Annotated in this window: 18 protein-coding genes and 1 pseudogene; 14 read left to right on the forward strand and 5 right to left on the reverse strand. The window is 61.7% G+C overall.

Going from position 1 to position 19,210, the window contains the following annotated elements; genetic code table 11:
• The first annotated feature begins 253 nt into the window (after positions 1-253).
• The 9 genes from JQ616_RS35265 to JQ616_RS35305 all read left to right on the forward strand — a co-directional run bounded on the left by JQ616_RS35265 (position 254) and on the right by JQ616_RS35305 (position 9,701).
• Positions 254-2,512: a xanthine dehydrogenase family protein molybdopterin-binding subunit gene (locus JQ616_RS35265; protein ID WP_212022782.1), complete on the forward strand. Its 2,259-nt coding sequence runs from the start codon at positions 254-256 to the stop codon at positions 2,510-2,512.
• A 4-nt stretch (positions 2,513-2,516) separates the two neighbouring features.
• Positions 2,517-2,966, forward strand: a complete 450-nt coding sequence (locus JQ616_RS35270) for a CoxG family protein (RefSeq protein WP_050401596.1) — start codon at positions 2,517-2,519, stop codon at positions 2,964-2,966.
• 2 nt (positions 2,967-2,968) lie between these two features.
• Entirely contained in the window at positions 2,969-3,844 is an 876-nt protein-coding gene (locus JQ616_RS35275; RefSeq protein WP_212022783.1) for an FAD binding domain-containing protein, read from the forward strand.
• Entirely contained in the window at positions 3,841-4,320 is a 480-nt protein-coding gene (locus JQ616_RS35280; protein WP_212022784.1) for a (2Fe-2S)-binding protein, read from the forward strand. The genes JQ616_RS35275 and JQ616_RS35280 overlap by 4 nt, the downstream gene beginning before the upstream one ends.
• 38 nt (positions 4,321-4,358) lie before the next feature.
• Positions 4,359-5,570: an FAD-dependent monooxygenase gene (locus tag JQ616_RS35285; protein ID WP_212022785.1), complete on the forward strand. Its 1,212-nt coding sequence runs from the start codon at positions 4,359-4,361 to the stop codon at positions 5,568-5,570.
• Between the two features lie 31 nt (positions 5,571-5,601).
• Complete coding sequence (locus JQ616_RS35290) at positions 5,602-6,318, forward strand: isochorismatase family protein (RefSeq protein WP_212022786.1); 717 nt, start codon at positions 5,602-5,604, stop codon at positions 6,316-6,318.
• Positions 6,315-7,127 (forward strand): alpha/beta fold hydrolase, encoded by an 813-nt coding sequence (locus JQ616_RS35295; protein WP_212022787.1) that lies wholly within the window; start codon positions 6,315-6,317, stop codon positions 7,125-7,127. The genes JQ616_RS35290 and JQ616_RS35295 overlap by 4 nt, the downstream gene beginning before the upstream one ends.
• A 60-nt stretch (positions 7,128-7,187) precedes the next feature.
• Positions 7,188-8,240 carry a leucyl aminopeptidase gene (locus tag JQ616_RS35300; RefSeq protein WP_212022788.1) on the forward strand — a complete coding sequence of 351 codons (1,053 nt, stop codon included), beginning with the start codon at positions 7,188-7,190 and terminating at the stop codon, positions 8,238-8,240.
• 111 nt (positions 8,241-8,351) lie between these two features.
• Positions 8,352-9,701, forward strand: a complete 1,350-nt coding sequence (locus tag JQ616_RS35305) for an MFS transporter (protein WP_212022789.1) — start codon at positions 8,352-8,354, stop codon at positions 9,699-9,701.
• 245 nt (positions 9,702-9,946) lie between these two features.
• Here the strand turns inward: JQ616_RS35305 and JQ616_RS35310 are convergent, their stop codons facing one another.
• From JQ616_RS35310 to JQ616_RS35320, 4 genes and pseudogenes are all read right to left on the reverse strand, one after another.
• Positions 9,947-10,099: a hypothetical protein gene (locus tag JQ616_RS35310; RefSeq protein ID WP_212022790.1), complete on the reverse strand. Its 153-nt coding sequence runs from the start codon at positions 10,097-10,099 to the stop codon at positions 9,947-9,949.
• Positions 10,100-10,409: 310 nt separating this feature from the next.
• The gene (locus JQ616_RS35315) at positions 10,410-11,135 is read right to left on the reverse strand and encodes an SOS response-associated peptidase (protein WP_212022791.1); all 726 of its coding nucleotides are present in this window, start codon (positions 11,133-11,135) and stop codon (positions 10,410-10,412) included.
• A gap of 3 nt (positions 11,136-11,138) precedes the next feature.
• Positions 11,139-11,590: pseudogene (locus JQ616_RS39540) on the reverse strand (hypothetical protein).
• Positions 11,591-11,636: 46 nt separating this feature from the next.
• The gene (locus JQ616_RS35320; RefSeq protein WP_212022792.1) at positions 11,637-12,032 is read right to left on the reverse strand and encodes a hypothetical protein; all 396 of its coding nucleotides are present in this window, start codon (positions 12,030-12,032) and stop codon (positions 11,637-11,639) included.
• A 147-nt stretch (positions 12,033-12,179) separates the two neighbouring features.
• Between JQ616_RS35320 and JQ616_RS35325 the strand changes: the two genes are divergently transcribed.
• From JQ616_RS35325 to JQ616_RS35335, 3 genes are read left to right on the forward strand one after another with little or no spacing between them, the layout of a single operon-like run.
• Complete coding sequence (locus JQ616_RS35325) at positions 12,180-13,112, forward strand: Ku protein (RefSeq protein WP_212022940.1); 933 nt, start codon at positions 12,180-12,182, stop codon at positions 13,110-13,112.
• 4 nt (positions 13,113-13,116) lie between these two features.
• Positions 13,117-13,785: an HAD family hydrolase gene (locus tag JQ616_RS35330; RefSeq protein ID WP_212022793.1), complete on the forward strand. Its 669-nt coding sequence runs from the start codon at positions 13,117-13,119 to the stop codon at positions 13,783-13,785.
• A 45-nt stretch (positions 13,786-13,830) separates the two neighbouring features.
• Positions 13,831-14,445 carry a cell envelope biogenesis protein TolA gene (locus JQ616_RS35335; RefSeq protein ID WP_212022794.1) on the forward strand — a complete coding sequence of 205 codons (615 nt, stop codon included), beginning with the start codon at positions 13,831-13,833 and terminating at the stop codon, positions 14,443-14,445.
• 88 nt (positions 14,446-14,533) lie between these two features.
• Here JQ616_RS35335 and JQ616_RS39545 read toward each other — a convergent pair whose 3' ends face one another.
• Positions 14,534-14,797 carry a hypothetical protein gene (locus JQ616_RS39545; protein ID WP_249137713.1) on the reverse strand — a complete coding sequence of 88 codons (264 nt, stop codon included), beginning with the start codon at positions 14,795-14,797 and terminating at the stop codon, positions 14,534-14,536.
• Between the two features lie 932 nt (positions 14,798-15,729).
• On the opposite strand from JQ616_RS39545, the gene JQ616_RS35340 reads away from it, so the two are divergent.
• The gene (locus JQ616_RS35340) at positions 15,730-17,742 is read left to right on the forward strand and encodes a ParB/RepB/Spo0J family partition protein (protein ID WP_212022795.1); all 2,013 of its coding nucleotides are present in this window, start codon (positions 15,730-15,732) and stop codon (positions 17,740-17,742) included.
• Between the two features lie 705 nt (positions 17,743-18,447).
• A complete protein-coding gene (locus tag JQ616_RS35345; protein WP_212022796.1) occupies positions 18,448-18,759 on the forward strand; it encodes a DUF736 domain-containing protein in 312 nt (103 codons plus the stop codon).
• The last annotated feature ends 451 nt before the right edge of the window (positions 18,760-19,210 follow it).

The following is a 19,210-nucleotide window of genomic DNA, read 5'->3' on the forward strand; positions in this document are numbered from 1 at the left end:
GGCTCGGCTTGAACAAAGCTGGATGGCTCGGCCTCGGAAGTCCCGAGTTGATCATTTGTGTACATTCGTTGCCCCCAAGAATCCATGCCGTCTGACCGCGAGCGTGATCCGTCCGGTGAATGATTATTACTTGTATGCGAGCATAGCGCTTGCATACGAGTGGTAAATCGGGTAGGCGTTGAGAATTGCCGCCTGGGAGGAGCCGCGCAGGCTTTCTGACCATAGGCGGCGACCTCGCACCCCGGATCCGAAGATGTCGGTGACTGACAGCATGAGTGCCGTACGACCCGACCTCATCGAGAAGGTTACGGGGCGGGCAGAATACGTTACCGACCTCGTGATCCCAGGGATGCTGCACGGCTTTGTGGTTCGTTCGCCGGCTACTCACGCGCGCATCTCGTCGATTGACGCGAGCGTCGCCAGGTCCGTACGCGGCGTCGTCGACGTGCTCATCGGAGCGGATGTCGTCCCGTTCGGTTGCTGGGGTGTCGTGCTCAAGGACCGGCCGATCATGGCAATCGACCGAGTCCGGTATGTGGGCGAGCCGGTCGCCGTGGTGATCGCTGAGACCATCGAGATCGCCGAAGCCGCCGCGGAGCTTGTCGAGATCGCGTACGACGAACTCCCTCATGCAACGACCATCCGTGAGGCGATGATGGCGGATGCACCGCTCATCCATGAGCATCACGAAAACCTCGAAGACTTCTACTTCAAGGGCGGCGCCCGGCCGACACCGGGCAGCAACATCTTCCACACTTACAGGAACAACGTTGGAGATGTTGACGCCGCGGAGGCGGTCGCGGCGTACGTTCACGAAGATCACTTCACGTTTCCGGCGATCTCGCATTTCGCGATGGAGCCGCATGCGGTCATCGCCGACTTCCAGGGAGACACCCTGACGGTCTGGGCAGGTGCGCAGACGCCGACCGCGGTTCAGAAGGTCCTGTCCAGGCTGTTTGGCCTGGCGCTGGCCAAGGTCCGCGTGATCGTCCCGTTTGTTGGCGGCGGATTCGGCGGCAAGGCATCCGTCAAGATCGAACCGTTGGTCGCCGCCGCGTCCTGGAAGGTGCGGCGCCCGGTTCGGGTAGCCCAATCCATGGCCGAATCGATGCTCACCTGCCGAAGGCTCGGCGCTGACATCACGGTTCGAACCGCGGTCGACGCCAATGGACGGATCCTCGCGAAGAGCGCCAGGCTTCTGCTCGACGGCGGAGCGTATTCAGATACGGGCTCAGCAGTCGCCACGAAATCGGCGAATCGCATCATGGGGCCATACGTGGTGCCGAACATGCGGCTCGAAGCATGTGCGGTTTACACGAACACCGTCCCTGGCGCGGCATTTCGCTCAATCGGTGGCCCGCAGGCGGTTTGGGCCAAGGAATCGCACATGGACAATGTCGCGGCGGCAATCGGCATGGACCCGATCGAGTTCCGCATGCTGAACTTGGCCTCCCGTGGCGAGCGCATCCGCCCCGACCTGCGCGCGCTCGACATGGACATGAGCGAGTTGATCGGCCGGGTCAGGCGGTCGTTCGCGCCGGACGCGCAACCCTCCAACCGCAAGGCGCATGGATTGGCGGTTGCCGCAACCGATCCGGCGAATACGCCGATCAGCAACGCGATCGTGCGTCTCAAGATCGATGGGTCGATTCTCGTCTCGGTCTCCAGCATCGAGGTTGGTCAGGGTGCGCACGCGACGATGGCCCAAATCGCGGCGCAGACATTGAAGCAGAAAGTGTCTGCGGTCACCGTCCTGCGCTCGGATACAGCGGTCGCTCCTTACGACTGGGGTACCGGTGCGAGCCGCTCGACCGTCGTCGTCGGCCTCTCTGTCGAGAGCGCCGCTCTCGACGCAGCCGATCAGATTCTCGATCTGGTTGCCGAGGTCTGGGAGCTTCCCCGCGACGGCCTGTCACTGGTCGAGGGAGGCGTCTCGACCGGTCCAGACGTTCTCACTTTCCATCAGATATTTCACCGCAGCCTGGGTGTCGATTCGGGAGAAGTCGTCGGCCGTGGCGCCATCACGCCGCGTTCGAAGAAAGGCTCCCTGGCGGAGTCACCTTTGTTCTGGGAGACATCCGCAGCTCTCGCAGAGATCGTGGTCGATGAGGAAACCGGCGAGATCCGTGTGCCTCGGTACGCCAGCGCCGCCGACGTCGGCCGTGTGATCAATCGCGTCGCCGCGGAAGGTCAGGATGAGGGCGCTGCTGTCATGGGGCTCGGTCACGCGCTTCACGAGGCGCTCGAGTTCGAGGACGGGCAACCCGTCAACGCGACGCCGATCGATTATTCGATACCACGGATCACCGACGTGCCGCCCTCCTTCGACACGATACTTGTCGAAAACGGCGACGGCCCCGGGCCTGGCGGCGCCAAAGGAATGGGCGAGGGAGCAATCCTTCCGGTCGCACCGGCGATCGCCAACGCGCTATTTGCCGCCTACGGCATCCGGTTAACCGATCTGCCAATGACACCCGAAAAAGTGTGGCGCGCACTCCAGAAGAGGAACTGAATTCATGGAATTCAACATGTCAATGGCGGTGCCGGCGACGCCGGCGCAGCTTTGGAGCACGCTGCTCGACGTTCCACGCATATCGAGCTGCATTCCCGGGTGCGAAAGCGTCGAGGAAATCCAGCGGCTTGCAACCTACAAGGCGACCGTCAAGCAGAAGATCGGTCCTTTCAAGCTCGAAGTGCCTGCTGACATCATCGTTGAATCGATTACCGAGCCGTCTCACGTGCGCACCCGCGCTACGGGCCGCGACAAGATCACAGGAACGCGGCTGGCTGTTGTCCTCGACGTGACCGTCACGCAGGCCGGTTCTGGGTCCACATTTGCCGTGGATGCGAAAGTCGACGTGCAGGGCCGGCTTGCGAGCATGGGGTTCGGCATCATCAAGCGCCGGGTCGATCAGAACTTCGAAGAGTTCGAGAAGCGGCTCAAAGAAATGCTGGGCGCGGCCTGATCATGCTGCCGTCATCCTTCCAATTCGAGCGGCCTTCGACGATTGCCGACGCCGTGCGTGCCGTCGGCGATTTCGGCGACGGCATGTTCTATGCCGGCGGAACCGAATTGCTGCTCGCGCTGAAAATGCGCGTCATCCGTATAGACCGCCTCATCGACATCAAGGGTATCCCTGGGCTCGATTGCATTGCCGTCAACGGCATGAACGAGATCGAGATCGGCGCGCGCTGCACGCACAGGAAGATCAGCGGCGATCCCGTCATCCGCGAGCACGTGCCGGCGCTCGCATCGCTCTGCGCCGAGGTCGCAAACATCAGGGTCCGGAACGTTGGAACAATCGGCGGCAATCTCTGCTTCGGAGAGCCTCACGCCGATCCGCCGACGATGCTTGCCGCCCTCAACGCACGGCTGGTGCTCGAGGGATCCCGGGGCACGCGTGAAGTTCACGCTGATGATTTCGTCCGAAGCGAAATGGAAACGGTGCGCGAACCTGACGAACTGCTGAGAGTGATTGTGTTCCCGCGGCCCGCGGGACCCGTAACCTATCGTCGGTTCAAGCATGGTGAGAGGCCTTCCGTGAACGTCGCGATGGCCTGGTCACTGAACGCCGGCGGGAGCACGATCAGGAGTGCCCGTGTGCGGGTCGGTGCGCTTGGTTCGCGACCACAGCCTTTGCCGGTCGTCGAGGGTGCCCTCCAAAACGTAGCGGTAACAGAGGTCCGTCAGGCGATTGAGTCTGCTCTTCCGGCAGCGTTGGATCAGCTTGAAGTCAACGCCGATCGGCATGGCGGGGCTGATTACAAGCGTCATCTTGCAGGCGTGCTTCTTCTGCGTAGCGCCGATGAGGCTGTCACCGCCGGCGGGAGCTGGCTGAAATGACACAGCTATTGGCAATCTCCTTCTCGTTGAACGGCAAGACGATCGCCGTCGACGTTCCGGCCCATATGCTCCTGATCGACCTCATCCGAGATCGTTTGGGCCTGAAGGGAACGAAACGTTCCTGCGACATGGAAGTGTGCGGCGCTTGCACGGTCCTTCTCGACGGCGAGCCGATCTCGAGCTGCACAACGCTCGCGGTCGATGTGGACCGGCGCGAGGTCACCACAATCGAGGGCGTCACGCCGCCGGAGGGACTATCTCCGATCCAGGAGGCGTTCGTGCTTCATGGCGGCCTGCAGTGCGGCTTTTGCACGCCCGGCTTCATCATGGCGGTCACTTCGCTCTTGAAGACCACGCCACATCCGACAGACGCGGAAATCCGGCACTATCTCGACGGCAATCTTTGCCGCTGCACCGGTTACACCAAGATTTTCGAAGCCGTGAAGAGCCTTGCGGGCCGGCAGGATGCCGCTTGAAACCGCGCGAGACGGCGCAGCTACTTTCTGGAGGTATCATGAGTATTGATCAGGTCAAAAGAACGAGCGTCTTGATCGCGGGCGCCGGCATCGGCGGTTTGGCGATGGCGTTATCGCTGCTTCGACGCGGCATCGATTGCGACGTTCTCGAGCAGTCATCCGAATTGCGTGAAATCGGCGCCGGCCTTTGGGTCTCCATGAACGGCGTGCGCGTGCTTCGCGATCTCGGCCTCGCCGAGCAAGTCGAACAGAATTGCATCGCGGCCGAGCGACGTTCCATCCGGCTCTGGAACACCGGTGAAACCTGGTCCCTGTATGACCGGAGCACCGACGCAGCCCGCAACCAACCCTACCTTCTGCTGCGCGCGCACCTGTTGAAGATCCTTGTCGACGGTGTGCGGCGCGCGAAGAAGGACGCCATCCATCTGAACGCCCATGTTGTCGGATTCAGCCAGAGCCGGGACGGAATTCGGGCCCGGCTCGCGGACGGCCGCGATATTGAAGGTCGGGCGCTGATCGGCGCCGACGGTTCGCATTCGAAGGTGCGAACCGGGCTGATCGGCCAAATCGAAAGCCAGTACACCAACGCAATCGCCTGGCGTGGTCTTGTGCCGGTCGACCGGCTCGAGCCGCATCAACGCGAGCCCGTGGTGTCGACCTGGATCGGGCCGACCGCGCATGTCACGGCATATCCGGTCCGTTGGCAGAACACGGAATTGATGACGTTCTCGGGTCAGGTCGATCGCGACGACTGGCTCCTGGAATCCTGGTCGGAGAAAGGATCTGTCGAGGAGTGCCTGAAGGACTTCATGGGCTGGCATCCCGACATCATCGCGCTCGTCAGCAACGTCGAAAGCCTTCACAAGTGGGGCCTGTTCGTGCGGCCCACGCTGGCTGGTTGGTCGCAAGGACGGGTCACGCTTCTTGGAGATGCGTGCCACTCCATGCTGCCGTATCTCGGTCAGGGAGTGAACATGGCGTTGGAGGACGCCTCCATTCTCGCCCGATGTCTCGAGCAGCGCCCCGACGATCCAGCGAGAGCGTTCGGGACATATCAGAGCCTGCGCCTGGATCGCACAACCAGGGTTGTGAAGTCTGCGGCCGGCATGCTGCCGATCTTCCATAACCCGGCACTCTCCAGGTCCGAAACGGCGGGAGACTACATCAGGACCCAGTGGGCGCCGGAAGCGACCGCCGCTCGCTACGACTGGATCTACCAGTACGACGCGACCGCCGTTCCTCTTCATTGACATCTCTCCCCACGAGCACCGGTGCACAAGGATGATCGGCAAAGAGCAGCCCTGGGACAGGGTAATACCGCTCGAAGAGCGCGAGACCTATGCGATCGCAGGCTTGGGTGGCGCGGCTGGATTCGGCAAGCGGCCCGCGCTCCTCGTAATTGACGTGCAGTACCGCTCGGTGGGTGACCGGCCAATGCCGATCCGCGAGGCGATCAAGCAATATCCAACCAGCTGCGGAGAGGCTGGTTGGCAGGCCATAGCGCAGATTTCCGATCTGATGCGGTTGTTTCGCGGCAGAAGATGGCCGGTGATATTTCCGCATGTCGCCTGCAAGGTCAGCCATGACCAGGGGGCATTCGCGGCAAAAATTCCAGCCATCATGCAGATTCCGCCCGAGGGCTACGACTTTGTTCGCGAGGTGGCTCCGGAGCCGGGGGAGCTGGTGCTGCCAAAGACGCAGGCAAGCGCGTTCTTCGGCACCCCGCTCACGACGTATCTCGTCGGAGCCGGGATCGATTCACTGGTGGTGACCGGCTGCACGACCAGCGGCTGCGTCCGGGCATCGGTCGTCGATGCCTGCGCGCTGAATTTTAAATCGATCGTGCCGAGCGATGCCGTCTACGATCGTTCGCCGACTTCGCACGCCGTCAACCTGTTCGATATAGCCAGCAAGTACGCAGATGTGATGCCCACCTCGGAAGTCACCGAGCGGCTTCGTGTGCTGCCGGATGATCGTACCCAGGATCGCCCGACATGAGTGTCGCCCTGGTCACCGGTCTGCTCTACGGCGCTCACGTACGCGCGAACGGCATCCGCCAGCATTATCTGCGCTTCGGCGGAGCCGGGCCCACCATCATCATCGTCCCGGGCATCTCGACGGCCGCGGCACAATGGGCGTTCATCGCGGAACGTTTGTGCATCAGACATGACGTCTATGTACTCGACGTCCGGGGGCGCGGCCTTTCCGAAAGCGGACCGCATCTCAATTATTCGCTGGATGCCTGCGCCTCCGATCTGGTCTCGTTCGCCGAGGCGCTGGAAATAGGCGCGTATGCCTTGCTCGGCCACTCCATGGGCGCCCGGATCGGAATCCGTGCCGCACGCTGGCGGCCATCGTCCATAAGACAGTTGATCCTGGTCGATCCACCGGTTTCCGGCCCCGGGCGTCGCGCCTACCCAAGTCCGATCGGGCCTCTTCTCAAGCTGCTTCATAGCGCAAGCCTTGGAGAAGCGGACGCGGCGCTGCGAAGCCCGTCCGCGCCGCGCTGGCCCGAAAAGCACATCCGCGCCCGGGCCGAATGGATGCACACCTGTGACGAGCGCGCCCTGATCGAAAGCCACAAGGGCTTTCATCGCGATGACATTCACAATGATCTTGCCAATCTCAGCATTCCCACCTGGCTGCTCGTTGCGGGCAAAGGCGACGTCATCCGTCCCGAGGATGAGAGAGAGATTCAAGGACTGCTGCCCCCCATCGTGATCAAGCGACTGGAGAGCGCCGGCCACCAAATGCACATCGACGACACGGAAGGCTTCCTTTCGCTCGTCAATGACGTCCTCGCCTGACCCCTCGAAAGACCGGTCGGAGCGCTGCGAATACATGCCTGGCAAAGGAGATGACTGAAGATGACCCGGCAACGCATCGATGTTGAAATGCTCGAACTCTTCAAGGCCGAACTTGCACTTTGCAAGGTGAGGGAAGGCGAGGTCGTGGCTGTCCTGAGCGGCGGCGAGGATCAGTCGGAGTATGCCCAGACGTTCATGCTGGCCGCGCGGAGCCTTGGCGCGACAACGTTCCATCTCAATGTTCCAAAGTACGGCCAGAGCAAGGTTGCGGGCCAACAGGGCAGACACGCGCTGAGCGGCAACCAGCCGGCGATCGACACGCTCAAGCGCGTGGATATGGTGATTGATCTTCTGGGCCTGCTGTTCTCGCGCGAGCAGCTCGAAATTCAGGAGGCAGGCACGCGCATTCTGCGCGTCATGGAGCCGTTCCACATTCTCAAGAAGATGTTCCCGACAGAGGATCTCCGCCGGCGAACCGAGCTCTCACGAACGCTCCTGCAATCAGCCAGAACCATGCGCATCACGTCGCCGGGCGGAACGGATGTGACCTACGGCCTAAAGCATTATCCGGTCATTTCCGAGTACGGATACACCGATGAGCCGGGCCGCTGGGATCATTTCCCGTCAGGATTTGCCTTCACGCAAGCCACGGATGGGGACGTCAACGGTACTGTCGTTCTGATGCCGGGCGACATTCTCTGCGCATTCAAGCGCTACATCCAGTCTCCGGTCACGCTCACCATCAAGGACGGCTACATCGTCGATCTCGAGGGCGAGGGCACCGACGCGACGCTCATCAGGAGCTATATCGACAGTTTCGGCGATCCGCGAGGTTGGGCAATCTCCCATATCGGGTGGGGATCGAATGAGCGCGCCGACTGGCACCATATAGCTGCATCTCAGCAGCTCGCCTCGGAGCACATCATGAACGCGCTTTCCTTTTATGGAAACGTTCTGTTCTCGACGGGACCGAATACCGAGCTTGGCGGCACGAACGACACGCCGTGTCATCTCGATATCCCGCTCCGCGGCTGCAGTCTCTGGCTCGACGATATTCACATCCTCGACAAGGGTGAATTTGCCTACTCCGAGTTGAGGGCACCCGGCCGCTAGGCCTCGCCATCGAACCGGGACCCGGAGCCGCAGTTGCGGCTCCCAATGACGCGGAAAGCGCTTCGGCGACGATCATCCACTGTTCAGCTCTTTCAACGGGAAACGCATTGCATGTCTAAAACCGTCTCAGGCGTGGAAGATTACACGGCCAGGCAACGTTATTCGATCATGATCTCGGCGATGCTGGGATACATTCTCGACTTCTACGATGTCCTGATCTTTCCGTTTCTCCTGCCCGCGATCCAGCGCTCAATGTCGCTGTCGTTGACCGAGATCGGCTCTCTGCAGGCCCTGACACTCTTCGGATCGGCGATCGGCGGGGCCCTGTTCGGCGTCATCGGTGATCGCCTTGGCCGGAAAACCTCGCTTCAGCTCACCATCGCGCTGTTCTCGGTCGCCGCGATCATTTCCGCCTTCGCATGGAATTACTGGTCGCTTGCGGTGCTGCGGTTCATCACCGGCATTGGTCTTGGCGGCGAGTACGGCGTTGGCATGGTGCTTTTCAATGAGGCCTGGAAAAAAGGCAGCCGAGGCCTGGGCGCGGCTGCGCTTCAGGGCTGCGCCGTGATCGCATCCTCCACGGCGTCGATCGTGGGAATCTGGCTTATCGCGACGTTCAGCGACGAGTGGAGCTGGCGCATTGGCCTGCTGAGCGGCGGAATGCCGATCCTGCTGATCATCTTCATCCGCTTCTTCATGCCTGAATCGAAAATCTGGCTCGAGTACGAGGCGCAACGCAAGGCCGGTCAGGCTGCGGAGGCGGTCCGCACGCTTCCCCTGGCAGATCTGTTCCGCAACGGGCTGGCGCGCCAGACCGTCACGGCCTGCGTGTGGCTGATGAGCTACATGCTTTGTTACTACAGCGTCGTCTCCTTCATTCCGACGCTGTTGCTCCGGGATATGCACACCCCGGGCGACGTTGTTCGCACCACGGCTGTTCTTCTTTCCGTGGTCAGCGGCATCTGCTACCTCGCCAACGGCTTTTTCAACGACAGGGCCGGCCGCCGGTTCGGTGCTCTCGTGCCGGCGTTGTTCTGGATAGGATCCCTGGTTGGCATGGCGGTATGGGGAGATCAGCTCTATGCCGGCTCGAAGACCGAGTGGCCGATGTTCTGGCTCTATATCGGATTCGGGATTGGCAACGTTGCGCTCGGCGTGACGGGCGTCTGGATCTCGGAGCTCTATCCGGTCAATTTGCGCGCGACGGCGGTGTCCACATTCTATATGGGCGGCCGCGGCCTTGGCAGCATCGCGCCGGTTATCGTGCCCCTCGCGGCCGCTCATTTCGGCGGAAGCCTGCTGAACGGCATGGTCGCCGTGGCTCTTCCCGCCGCAGCTGTCTTCGTTCTGGCCTCTCTTCTGCTTCCTGAGACGCTCGGTCGGGATTTGTCCGCGAAGGGCTTCAAGACCGATGCGGACCCGGAGCCGGCGATGAAGGCGGCTCCGGTCTCGAGCGTATGATGCGCTCGTGAAATGACGCGCAGCCGGCGAGATGAGAGCTTATCGATGCGCGCTCGCTCGGCGGCCCTTTGGACGATGGCAGGTACAGGGGCCATCGGTAGATCCGAATCAAGGTGGCATTCCTGGACGGGCGGTCTCTCTGCTCGGGTTACTTTGAGGACTGCCTCTTCGGGTCTTCCGAGCGGGCTCACATGCCACGTCGTGCTTCGACCCAATTCCTCGGGTCCTGAACGACATCAGCACAGTCAATCGGCCAGCTGCCGTATCTCGATGATCCGCCATCGCGCGCCGTCGAACCATCGTTCCGCAGTGCTGCGCGCCGAGTCCTCATTAGGTGCTTTGAGGTCGGTCTTCAGGCTTTTTTCCCCGTTGGCGAGCTGAAGTCGAAATGTGGCCATGAGCGCCTCCTTGCTTGGATCGGAACGTTGGCCGGCACATGGTTAATCAAGCGTTAATTTGCAAGCTCGTTCGAGAGTCAACGCTTCGATCAGCGGACAATCCGCCGACGAGCAAGCACTCCGCCGTGAATGCGACGGAGTTGATGGCAGCGAGACCTGTCGCCGTGGTTGCCTCACGCCCGTCGGCGCTCGCGCCACCGCGCAGGCCCGGATTATCCCGCTGCTCGACGATGCGTAGAAGGCACTCATGTCGACGTGGATGATCTTGCCCGGTGGGGTAGGACCCGATCTTTGATCGTCGTCTGGTCGATCACGCCGCCTGCCCGGTCGGATCTTCCTTATTGCCGCGAGCGACGATCTGCAGCGACCCATCCGGCAGGGGCCGCTGAAGCTTTAGGGCCTCGTCCGGAGGGGCCGTCATCCAGGTCTCGACCTCTTCCGGCGTCGTCAGGATCACGGGCATCGCCTTCGGGTGGATGGCGCCGACCTCTGCATTCGGGTCCGTCGTGAGAAACGCATAGAGGTCGTTGGTGGTCTCGCCTTCCTTGACCTTCCGCACGGACGTCCAGTTGGTCCAGATGCCTGCGAAGCAGGCGAGGGGACGGGTCTCGTCGAGCGCGAACCAGATGTCGCCGCCTTCGGCCTTGTTGAACTCGCTGAATGAGTTGAACGGTACCACGCAGCGGTTCTCGACGCCGAGCCAGCGAGACCAGTGTTTGCTCTTCACGTTGCGGATGTTGGTCGTGCCGCCGTCCGGCTCCATTCTGAGCAATTCCTTGAAATCCACTGCATTGCCCTTGGCCTGAAGTTTTTCGGCCCGCTTCTTGGTGGCGTCCATCAACGCCTTTGACGAAGACGGCATTCCCCATCGCGCCGTGGCGAGCTCGCGGCCCTCGGCTCCGTTGCGCACGATCGGCGCCGCGTAGTCCGGAAACAGGCCGGGCATCGGCGCCAGATTGCCGACGTATCGGTTCACGACGCGAAACAGCGCGCTGATAGCGGCCTGGTTGGTCGTGATCGAGTAGAGATTGCACATCGGTCAAGGTTCGGTTCGGGCGTGGCGAGGCTGCCAGGCCAACTGTAGCAGAATAGCGGATGGACGCCGGCCCGCCTTGGCGCATTTGCGGCAGCGCAGCCGGCTGGCGAGATCGTGCACGAAGGTGGGGTTGGCGGGTGCTTGATCGCGCCAAGGTCGACGTCACTCGGCGTCTTGCAGCGCGCACACCGGATCTCAAGCCATGGAAAGCCTCCGTTCACAGCCTGATCGATGGTGGGCGATGGATCGATCGGTTCGCCGTCGCTCCACATCCGCTCGTTCCAGCTTTCGCAAAGCAGCCGGTCAGTTTGTTGGATCATGGCCTCGCCCTTGGCTCGCATCTCTGTAGACTGAGCGGCGAGGATGTTGGCCATTGCGCGTGCCTTGCCGAGCTCTTTCGCCAGAGCCTTGCGATCGCCGCCCGACGGGAGCGTGGGGTGATACTTCGGCGCCATCCGGACATCCAGGCTCTAAGAGATCCGATCGGCAATCCGGAGCGGTTTACGGCGTCTCGAACGCCGGCCAACATCCGTCTTCTTCATGCCTGCCGGTGCGCTGCTGGCAAGTGTTGTCGAGCAACCGCTGCGCCACGTCCTTCCAGATTGCGTTGCGGCCATACAATCGGACGGCATCTGCGGTCTGGATCTCCACGGTCCGCTCACAGCGGCGACAGGAGATGCGCAGCACGTGCCGTTGAATCTCGGAAAGACGTCGCTGCCGCCTCTCGACTCCGGTCTCGTCGGCGCGAGGGTCTTTCAGGATCGATTCCCAGTATTCTGCGGGAAGTGGCGCATCCGGAGGCGCAGAGGAGGAGGCCGGCCTCCGGGTAGCTTCAGCGGCCAGTTTTCCCATCTGTTTTGGGGTGGGCATGCGCCAGCTCGCGGGTCGATCGGTCATTCCGAATTAGAACATAACAAGAACAAATGTCGAGTCCGCTCGGACCCATCGTTGTCAAAAAGATCATCAGGTTTGAGGTGGGCGCGATGTCGGAACCAAGCCGTGCCGCTCGTCTTGAATCCGACACGAGTAACGGAGTTCCCCGCGATGGCCCCCCGCGCTAACTGGAAAGGCTTCCTGCGCCTTTCCCTCGTCACCTGTCCGATAGCGCTCTATCCGGCCACGTCGGAATCCGAAAAGGTCTCGTTCAACCAGCTCAACCGAAAGACCGGCCACCGGATCAAGTACGCGAAGGTCGACGCCGACACCGGCGAAGAGGTTGATAACGAGGACATCGTCAAGGGCTACAAGGTCGACACCGACACCTTCATCGAGGTGACGAAGGAGGAGCTCGAGAGCGTCGCGCTGGAATCGACGCGAACGATCGAGATCGACGAGTTCGTTGACCGCAGCGAGATCGATCCCCGCTATCTAATCCGCCCTTACTATCTGACTCCAGATGGCAAAGTCGGGCACGACGCCTTCGCCGTTATCCGCGAAACGATCCGTGAGATGAACAAGGTCGCGATCGGTCGCGTGGTGCTGACCAATCGCGAGCATATCATCGCGCTGGAGCCGCTGGCCAAGGGGTTGATGGGGACTCTGCTGCGCTATCCCTACGAAGTCCGACCCGCGGAGGAATATTTCGACGATATCCAGGACGTCAAAGTCACCAAGGATATGCTCGATCTAGCCAAGCACATCGTCAATCAGAAGGCAGGCAGATTCGAGCCGGGCAAGTTCGAAGACCAGTATGAAACGGCCCTCATCGACCTCATCAACCAGAAGCGTGCCGGCAAGCCCATCACCGCGAAAGCGCGCCCTCGAGGTGAGAACGTCGTCGACCTGATGGACGCGCTGCGCAAGAGCATTGGAAGAGACGGGACGGCCGCGACAGAGGCTCCGAAGAAATCAGGCAAGAAGCCGCGGAAGGTAGCGGCCGGGCAGAAGGAAATGCTGATGCCGATCGCAGGCAAGAAACCGGCGAAGGAGGCTACGGCGAAGAAGCCGTCAGCCAAGCCGCAGCGGAAGTCGGCTTAGTGTCGTGAAACATCCAAAAGCCGCTATCTTCGATCTGGACGGCACTCTACTCGACTCGATCGATCTTCACGCGTTGGCGTGGCGGGAAGCCATGCTCCGGTTCGGCCACGATGTGAGTTTCGAGCAGGTACGAAGCCAGATAGGCAAAGGGGGAGACAAGCTCATTCCCGTTTTTCTGTCCGCTGACGAACAACGCGACCATGGCAAGGACCTCGAGGAGTGGCGCGGCAATCGGTTCAAGAACGAATATCTGCCGCTCGTGCGTCCCTTCTCGGCGGTCCCGGACCTGCTGCGACGCGTTCGCGATGCCGGACTTCGGATAGCGGTTGCTTCCTCGGCCAAGAAAGATGAAGTCGGTCAGTATCTCGACATCGCTGGCATCACGGACCTAGTAGATGTGATGACGTCCTCAGATGAGGCCGAGGAATCGAAGCCTGCGCCGGACATCTTCGACATCGTTCTCAAGAAGCTCAAGGTCGAAGGTGCAGACGCGGTCGCAATTGGTGATACGCCCTACGATGCCGAAGCAGCCGGGAAGGCCAAAATCGCTACCATCGGCGTACTTTGCGGCGGTTTCACCGCGAACTCCCTCAGGCAAGCCGGATGCGCCGAGATCTATCCCGGGCCGGCAGCGCTGTTCGCTCGCTTCCGGCATTCCTTGCTTGCGCGATAGGTGAAACGGCGCATCGTATCGCGTCAGCGGGCGGGGATGCGTGTCATGGCGAGAAAACTGAAAACCTACCAGACGTCGCTCGGCTTCTTCGATTTGGCGATTGCTGCCCCTTCCATGAAAGCCGCGCTGGAAGCGTGGGGCGCAGACAGCAATCTCTTTCATCAGGGCGCGGCCAACGAAACCGATGATCCGGATGTCATCGCTGCGACCATGGCAAAGCCTGGCGTCGTGCTCAGGCGCCCGGTCGGATCTGACGGACCTTTCAGCGAACATGCCGAGCTGCCCACCAATCTCGGCGATGGCAAACCAGCGAAAGCTGCTCGCAAGTCGAAAGGCTCCAAGGCGAAGAAGCCTTCCTCTCGCCCCGTCGACAAGGCTGCGGAGCGCAAGGCCGCCCTTGACTACGAACGGGAGGAAAGGCGCCGCGAGCTTGAACGAGCGAGAGAGGAGACGGCCCGGCAGAAGGAACGCGAACGCCGTCAGCAGGCGGTCGACAAGGCGCAAGCTGCGTTTGATAAGGCAGAGCAGGAGCACGCGAAGCGCGCCGCTTCCATCCAGGCCGAGGTCGAGGCTATCGAGAGGAGGTCGCAGGCCGAAGAAACCCGCTGGGATAAGGAGAAGGCACGATTGGAAGCTTCGCTGCGGCGCGCGCGGGGCTAGCTAGGTCAATGTGCGCAAGAGGGTGGAGACAAAGCCGGCCGCCGAAATGGTAAGGGCCCTGTGGCGTTGAGGCTCCGCACCAGCCCTTCTAGTCTGCGGGGCATTCCGGACAGGTATCACCAATGGAGTCCAACACCTCGCGGAGCTCGGCCGCCGCTGCATCAGGGGGGACGCCTGCTGGGGGATCCCTACGGGCGGCATCAAAGGCCCGCTTCCGTGCATGCGGATCGACGCGATCTTGCATCCAACCGTGTTCTTCGCACTCGCGGATGGCGCCCGCTTCCCGCAGCACCTGGATCGCCCATCCCCGCACGGTCCGTATAGCTGGCCTTCGTTCTCGCGTCGTCAACATTGAGATAGCTCCTGCCACGACGAATCCTTAGGTCTGTCATTCGTTCCTCCGCTATCACGGGGCGGCGATTCGTGATGAGGAGAGAGTAGGATTGTGTGTGCGATGAGCGACGCGCCCCGGCTTCTCGAAGAGCTGCAATCGTTTCTGATACTTCGGATTAGAATGTTTGACGCACAAACCAAATATTACAGGGAAGTTGCCGATTCTCTCGTCTTGGCTCTCCTGGTTTTGGTTTGAACGCGTGCGGCAGGCGCCGCGGCGGGCTCTCGTTGACCGAGCCGCGCGGCGTCTCGGCCGTTCGGCTTCGATCCCTCGCGCAAGGAGTTGAATATAATGTGTCGCTCGCCGGAGGCACGCGCTCGCGGGTCCCCCGGCATTGCATGCCGGCGTCGTTATCACTGCCCCGCGCTCGGGTGCCTTTTTAGACCGGTCTCGCAACTGCAGTCGCCTCGGTGCCCGCGGTCACTGCATGCCCGCGTCGCTATCACTGCACTCTCGTCGGCTGCGTTTCGATTTTCTCACCCTTGGCTTGATTACACTTCCTTTGCTTTGCCCAGCAATCTCACGCTTGAGAACATCACACCATTGCCATCACCTAACCACCGCACCTTCGGTGCGGCGACGGCCGCTTCACGTCTTTTTTCTTGAAAGAAGACATTGAAGGGGCGCCGCCCCTCGCGCGCGCCAGGGTAAAGCGCCGGCTTTCGCCGACGCCGCCCCGAGCGGTCTCCCCGGTCTTCCGCGCTGCTTTCGCGTTGTCGACTTTCGATGATGTGACACACGCTTGTGCAGACCCGCTTCTCACGAAGCGGCCTTCGGGCGGGTGAAACCCCACCGCTCGGGTCGCCCTGGCACTCGCTACCCCCGGTCTCGCCGACGGGCAGGGGCGCAGGCGCGTGGTGCGCCTTGCACCCATGGAAGCAAAAGGAAGAATGATCATGTCGGCCAAAACATTTGGAATACCTGATGGAACAGAGGTTCGCATTCCGCTCGGCAAGCTCAAGAAGTCGCCGAAGAATGCGCGCCGGACGCCGCACGGCGAGGCGGCAATCGAGGCGTTGGCGGCGAGCATCGCCGTCAAAGGCATCCTGCAGAATCTGGTTGTCGAGCCGGAGGTCGATGGCGAGGGGGCGGCGACGGGGTTCTTTTGCGTGACCATCGGCGAGGGCCGGCGGCTGGCCCAGCTGCTGCGGGTGAAGCGCAAGGAAATCAAGAAAAACGAACCGATCCGCTGCGTCATCGATACCGCGAACGACCCTCACGAAATCAGCCTGGACGAGAACGTCACCCGGGAGAGGATGCATCCGGCCGACGAGTTCGAGGCGTTCCGGAAGCTCTCGGATGAGCGCGGGCTCGGTGTGGAGGAGATCGCGGCGCGCTTCGGCGTCACCGCGCATGTGGTACGGCAACGCCTGCGGCTGGGCGCGGTGTCGCCCAGACTGGTGCAGCTCTATCGCGACGGCGATCTGACCCTTGAGCAGCTGATGTCATTTGCCATCACGGACGATCATGCCCGGCAGGAGGCCGTCTATGAGCGCCTGCCCTTTGACCCCGATGCTGCCACCATCCGCCGTCTGCTCACCGAAACCCACGTTCCTGCCACGGATCGTCGGGCACGCTTTGTCGGGCTCGAGGCCTATACGGAGGCGGGCGGCACGATCCTGCGCGACCTCTTTACCGAGGATCGCGGCGGCTATCTGGAAGACGTCGCGCTGCTCAATCTATTGGTGACGGCAAGGCTTGGCCGGGAGGCGGATAGCCTGCGAGCAGCCGAGGGATGGAAGTGGACTGAACCCCATCTCGACTTCCCGCACGCCCACAGCATGCGCCGCGTCTACCCGCATCCGATCGCGCTTTCTCCGGAGGATGAGGCTGCGTTGGCAGTAGCGCAGAATGAGTTCGAGCGGCTGACCGAGCAGCATCAAACGGCTGAGGAATTGCCTGACGAGGTGGATGCGCGGTTTGGCGAGCTGGAGACCGAAATTGACCGGCTGGAAGCAAAGCGGCAGGTCTACGATCCCGACGACGTCGCGTGCGGCGGTGCGTTCGTGATCCTTAATCATGACGGCACCGTCCGGATCGAACGGGGTTTCATCCGCCCCGAGGACGAGAAACCCTACGCTGAAACCGGGCATGAAGGCGACGCTCAGGCAGCGAAAGAGAAGGGCGAAGGAGGCGTCGAAGCTGCGCACGACGGTGAAGAAGAGGGGAGTGCCAGCGACGAGGAGGACGAGGATCAACGGCTGTCTGACACGCTCGTTCGGGACCTCACCGCGCATCGCACCTTGGGGCTGCGCCTCAATCTGAGTGAGCAGCCGGACGTCGCCATCGTCGCGGTGACCCATGCGCTGGCGGCTCAGATTTTCTATTTCGGGGCCAATGCTCATGTAGTCGGCATCCAACCGGTGAAGACGGATTTGGCTGTGCATGCGGTCGGAATCGAGGACAAGGCGGCCGGTAAGGCATGGTCGGATCGCCATGCCAATTGGGCCACGCAGATGCCCAAGGACCCCAGCCGTTTGTGGGAATTCGTGACCGAACTCGACCAAGACAGCCGTATGGCCCTGTTCGCGCATTGTACGGCATTGACCGTCAATGCGGTCAAGCTGCCATTCGACCGGACGCCGCGCGCCCTCGCGGCAGCCCGGCATTTGGCCGAAGCCGTGGCCCTCGACATGACCGGATACTGGCGGCCGACGGTCGGCAGTTATCTTGGTCGGGTTACCAAGGCGGGCATTCTGGAGGCGGTCTGCGAAGGCGTCAGCAAGGAGGCCGCGGAGCGCTTGTCGGGCATGAAAAAGGCCGAGATGGCGGCTGCTGCCGAGCAGCTGCTGGCGGCAACCGACTGGCTGCCTCCTTTGCTGCGGACGGCGAAGCGCGAGGCTCAGGCCGACGCGCCAGACGAGGCACAGGCCAGTGAACCCCGCTTGGAAGCTGCGGAGTAAAAGGTGAGCCGGGGTCGCAAGGGCGGCCCCGGCGAACTCCAAATTTGCGGCCGCGCACCTGACGGTGCGCGGCCGGTTCGAGCGATGTGGAGCCGCGATTGGGCACGCTGGCCTCTTCTTTAATGCGGGCCTGGATCGGTCCGCTCAACGCGGTCGGCAGCGGCCCGGGTGGCTCTGTCGCTCCTTCCTTTGCGAGGGTTAGGCGACCAGGCCGGAGGCCTCGATCGTCTCCGGACCTCGCGAGTCGAGAGCGCAATCGGGCTGATTAATACTGGCGGCGACGTCGGTCTGCGCGCCAAAAATGCAGCCCGGTCGCTTTGATTTGTCCAGTGCGTCGTCCGTGCGATTGATGCACTGACGCTCACTTTTCTCCGATCGATCCCAACGTTTTCCGATGCTCCCGTGGGGTGGGTAGCCTGGTAATCCCCATCAGTTCGCGCATGGGCTCGCGTCCAACGCACCCTCGAATGGGCTGATCAGGCCCGAGGGACGGCAAGAGCCTCGATCGCCTTCCCGCAACAGCTCACACCTGCTTTTTTCCCCTGCCGCCTGGCGGCGTCATTCCTCGCGCAAGACAAAAAAGCAGGCTTTCGCCGTCCTCCGCTGGCGCTGCGGGCCCAAGGGCTGCGGGCCGATCGCTCCCCGGGCCAAGGACAGCCATCGAGGCTGCGATGGACGCAGCCCGAGCAACAGACGGAGATTACCATGGCGACCATCGGCACTTTCACTGCTTCGGACAACGGCTATACCGGCTCGATCAAGACGCTGACGCTCAACTTCAAGGCCAAGTTCACGGCGTCCGAGAAGGACAACGACAAGGCTCCCGACTACCGCATTTTCGCCGGCGCAACCGAGTTCGGCGCCGCCTGGAAGAAGACCGCCCGCGACAGCGAGCGCGAATACCTCTCGGTCAAGCTGGACGATCCGAGCTTCCCGGCCCCGATCTACGCCTCGCTGGTGAAGGTCGAAGGCGAGGAAAGTTTCAGCCTGATCTGGTCCCGCCGTAGCGGCGACTGATCGCATCGGATCATCGGCCCCGCCTCCTCGGAGGCGGGGCCTTTTTCCGTTGCTTGCGCCCCTTCAAGAAGGGGCAGAGGAACACTTTTGCGTTCAGAAGTGCCTCTTCGCGACCCGAAAAATGCGGTCGATCCGAGGGAATTTGACGCAGTATTTTTGAGCTGACGCTCGCATTTTGAGTCGGATCGAGCTCCGATTTTCGATCTCGTAAGATCAATTTCGTTCCTCTAACGAACCGAAATGATGTGTCCGCTCATGCCCTCAGAGCTCGAATTGCACTTCGTATTTTTGTGCAATAGGCCGCTGTTTCATGCTGCTCTGATCGAACATGCGGTGAATTGACGAGGCAATGAGAGGAAAGCCAGACCAACGAAGCTTGGGGACGGAGCAGGTTAGGGCGCACAGCAAGATAAAAGCACTGTCGCCGAAGGGCGGCTAAGTCGTTGTCTGC

The sequence above is a fragment of the Bradyrhizobium tropiciagri genome (genome assembly GCF_018130545.1).
GTDB lineage: Bacteria > Pseudomonadota > Alphaproteobacteria > Rhizobiales > Xanthobacteraceae > Bradyrhizobium > Bradyrhizobium tropiciagri_A.

Excerpts from the sequence above, each read along its gene's own strand:
- JQ616_RS35265 (WP_212022782.1), top strand. The coding sequence starts at position 254 with ATGTCGGTGACTGACAGCATGAGTGCCGTACGACCCGACCTCATCGAG.
- JQ616_RS35270 (WP_050401596.1), top strand. The coding sequence starts at position 2,517 with ATGGAATTCAACATGTCAATGGCGGTGCCGGCGACGCCGGCGCAGCTT.
- JQ616_RS35275 (WP_212022783.1), top strand. The coding sequence starts at position 2,969 with ATGCTGCCGTCATCCTTCCAATTCGAGCGGCCTTCGACGATTGCCGAC.
- JQ616_RS35280 (WP_212022784.1), top strand. The coding sequence starts at position 3,841 with ATGACACAGCTATTGGCAATCTCCTTCTCGTTGAACGGCAAGACGATC.
- JQ616_RS35285 (WP_212022785.1), top strand. The coding sequence starts at position 4,359 with ATGAGTATTGATCAGGTCAAAAGAACGAGCGTCTTGATCGCGGGCGCC.
- JQ616_RS35290 (WP_212022786.1), top strand. The coding sequence starts at position 5,602 with ATGATCGGCAAAGAGCAGCCCTGGGACAGGGTAATACCGCTCGAAGAG.
- JQ616_RS35295 (WP_212022787.1), top strand. The coding sequence starts at position 6,315 with ATGAGTGTCGCCCTGGTCACCGGTCTGCTCTACGGCGCTCACGTACGC.
- JQ616_RS35300 (WP_212022788.1), top strand. The coding sequence starts at position 7,188 with ATGACCCGGCAACGCATCGATGTTGAAATGCTCGAACTCTTCAAGGCC.
- JQ616_RS35305 (WP_212022789.1), top strand. The coding sequence starts at position 8,352 with ATGTCTAAAACCGTCTCAGGCGTGGAAGATTACACGGCCAGGCAACGT.
- JQ616_RS35310 (WP_212022790.1), bottom strand. The coding sequence starts at position 10,099 with ATGGCCACATTTCGACTTCAGCTCGCCAACGGGGAAAAAAGCCTGAAG.
- JQ616_RS35315 (WP_212022791.1), bottom strand. The coding sequence starts at position 11,135 with ATGTGCAATCTCTACTCGATCACGACCAACCAGGCCGCTATCAGCGCG.
- JQ616_RS35320 (WP_212022792.1), bottom strand. The coding sequence starts at position 12,032 with ATGACCGATCGACCCGCGAGCTGGCGCATGCCCACCCCAAAACAGATG.
- JQ616_RS35325 (WP_212022940.1), top strand. The coding sequence starts at position 12,180 with ATGGCCCCCCGCGCTAACTGGAAAGGCTTCCTGCGCCTTTCCCTCGTC.
- JQ616_RS35335 (WP_212022794.1), top strand. The coding sequence starts at position 13,831 with ATGGCGAGAAAACTGAAAACCTACCAGACGTCGCTCGGCTTCTTCGAT.
- JQ616_RS39545 (WP_249137713.1), bottom strand. The coding sequence starts at position 14,797 with ATGTTGACGACGCGAGAACGAAGGCCAGCTATACGGACCGTGCGGGGA.
- JQ616_RS35340 (WP_212022795.1), top strand. The coding sequence starts at position 15,730 with ATGATCATGTCGGCCAAAACATTTGGAATACCTGATGGAACAGAGGTT.
- JQ616_RS35345 (WP_212022796.1), top strand. The coding sequence starts at position 18,448 with ATGGCGACCATCGGCACTTTCACTGCTTCGGACAACGGCTATACCGGC.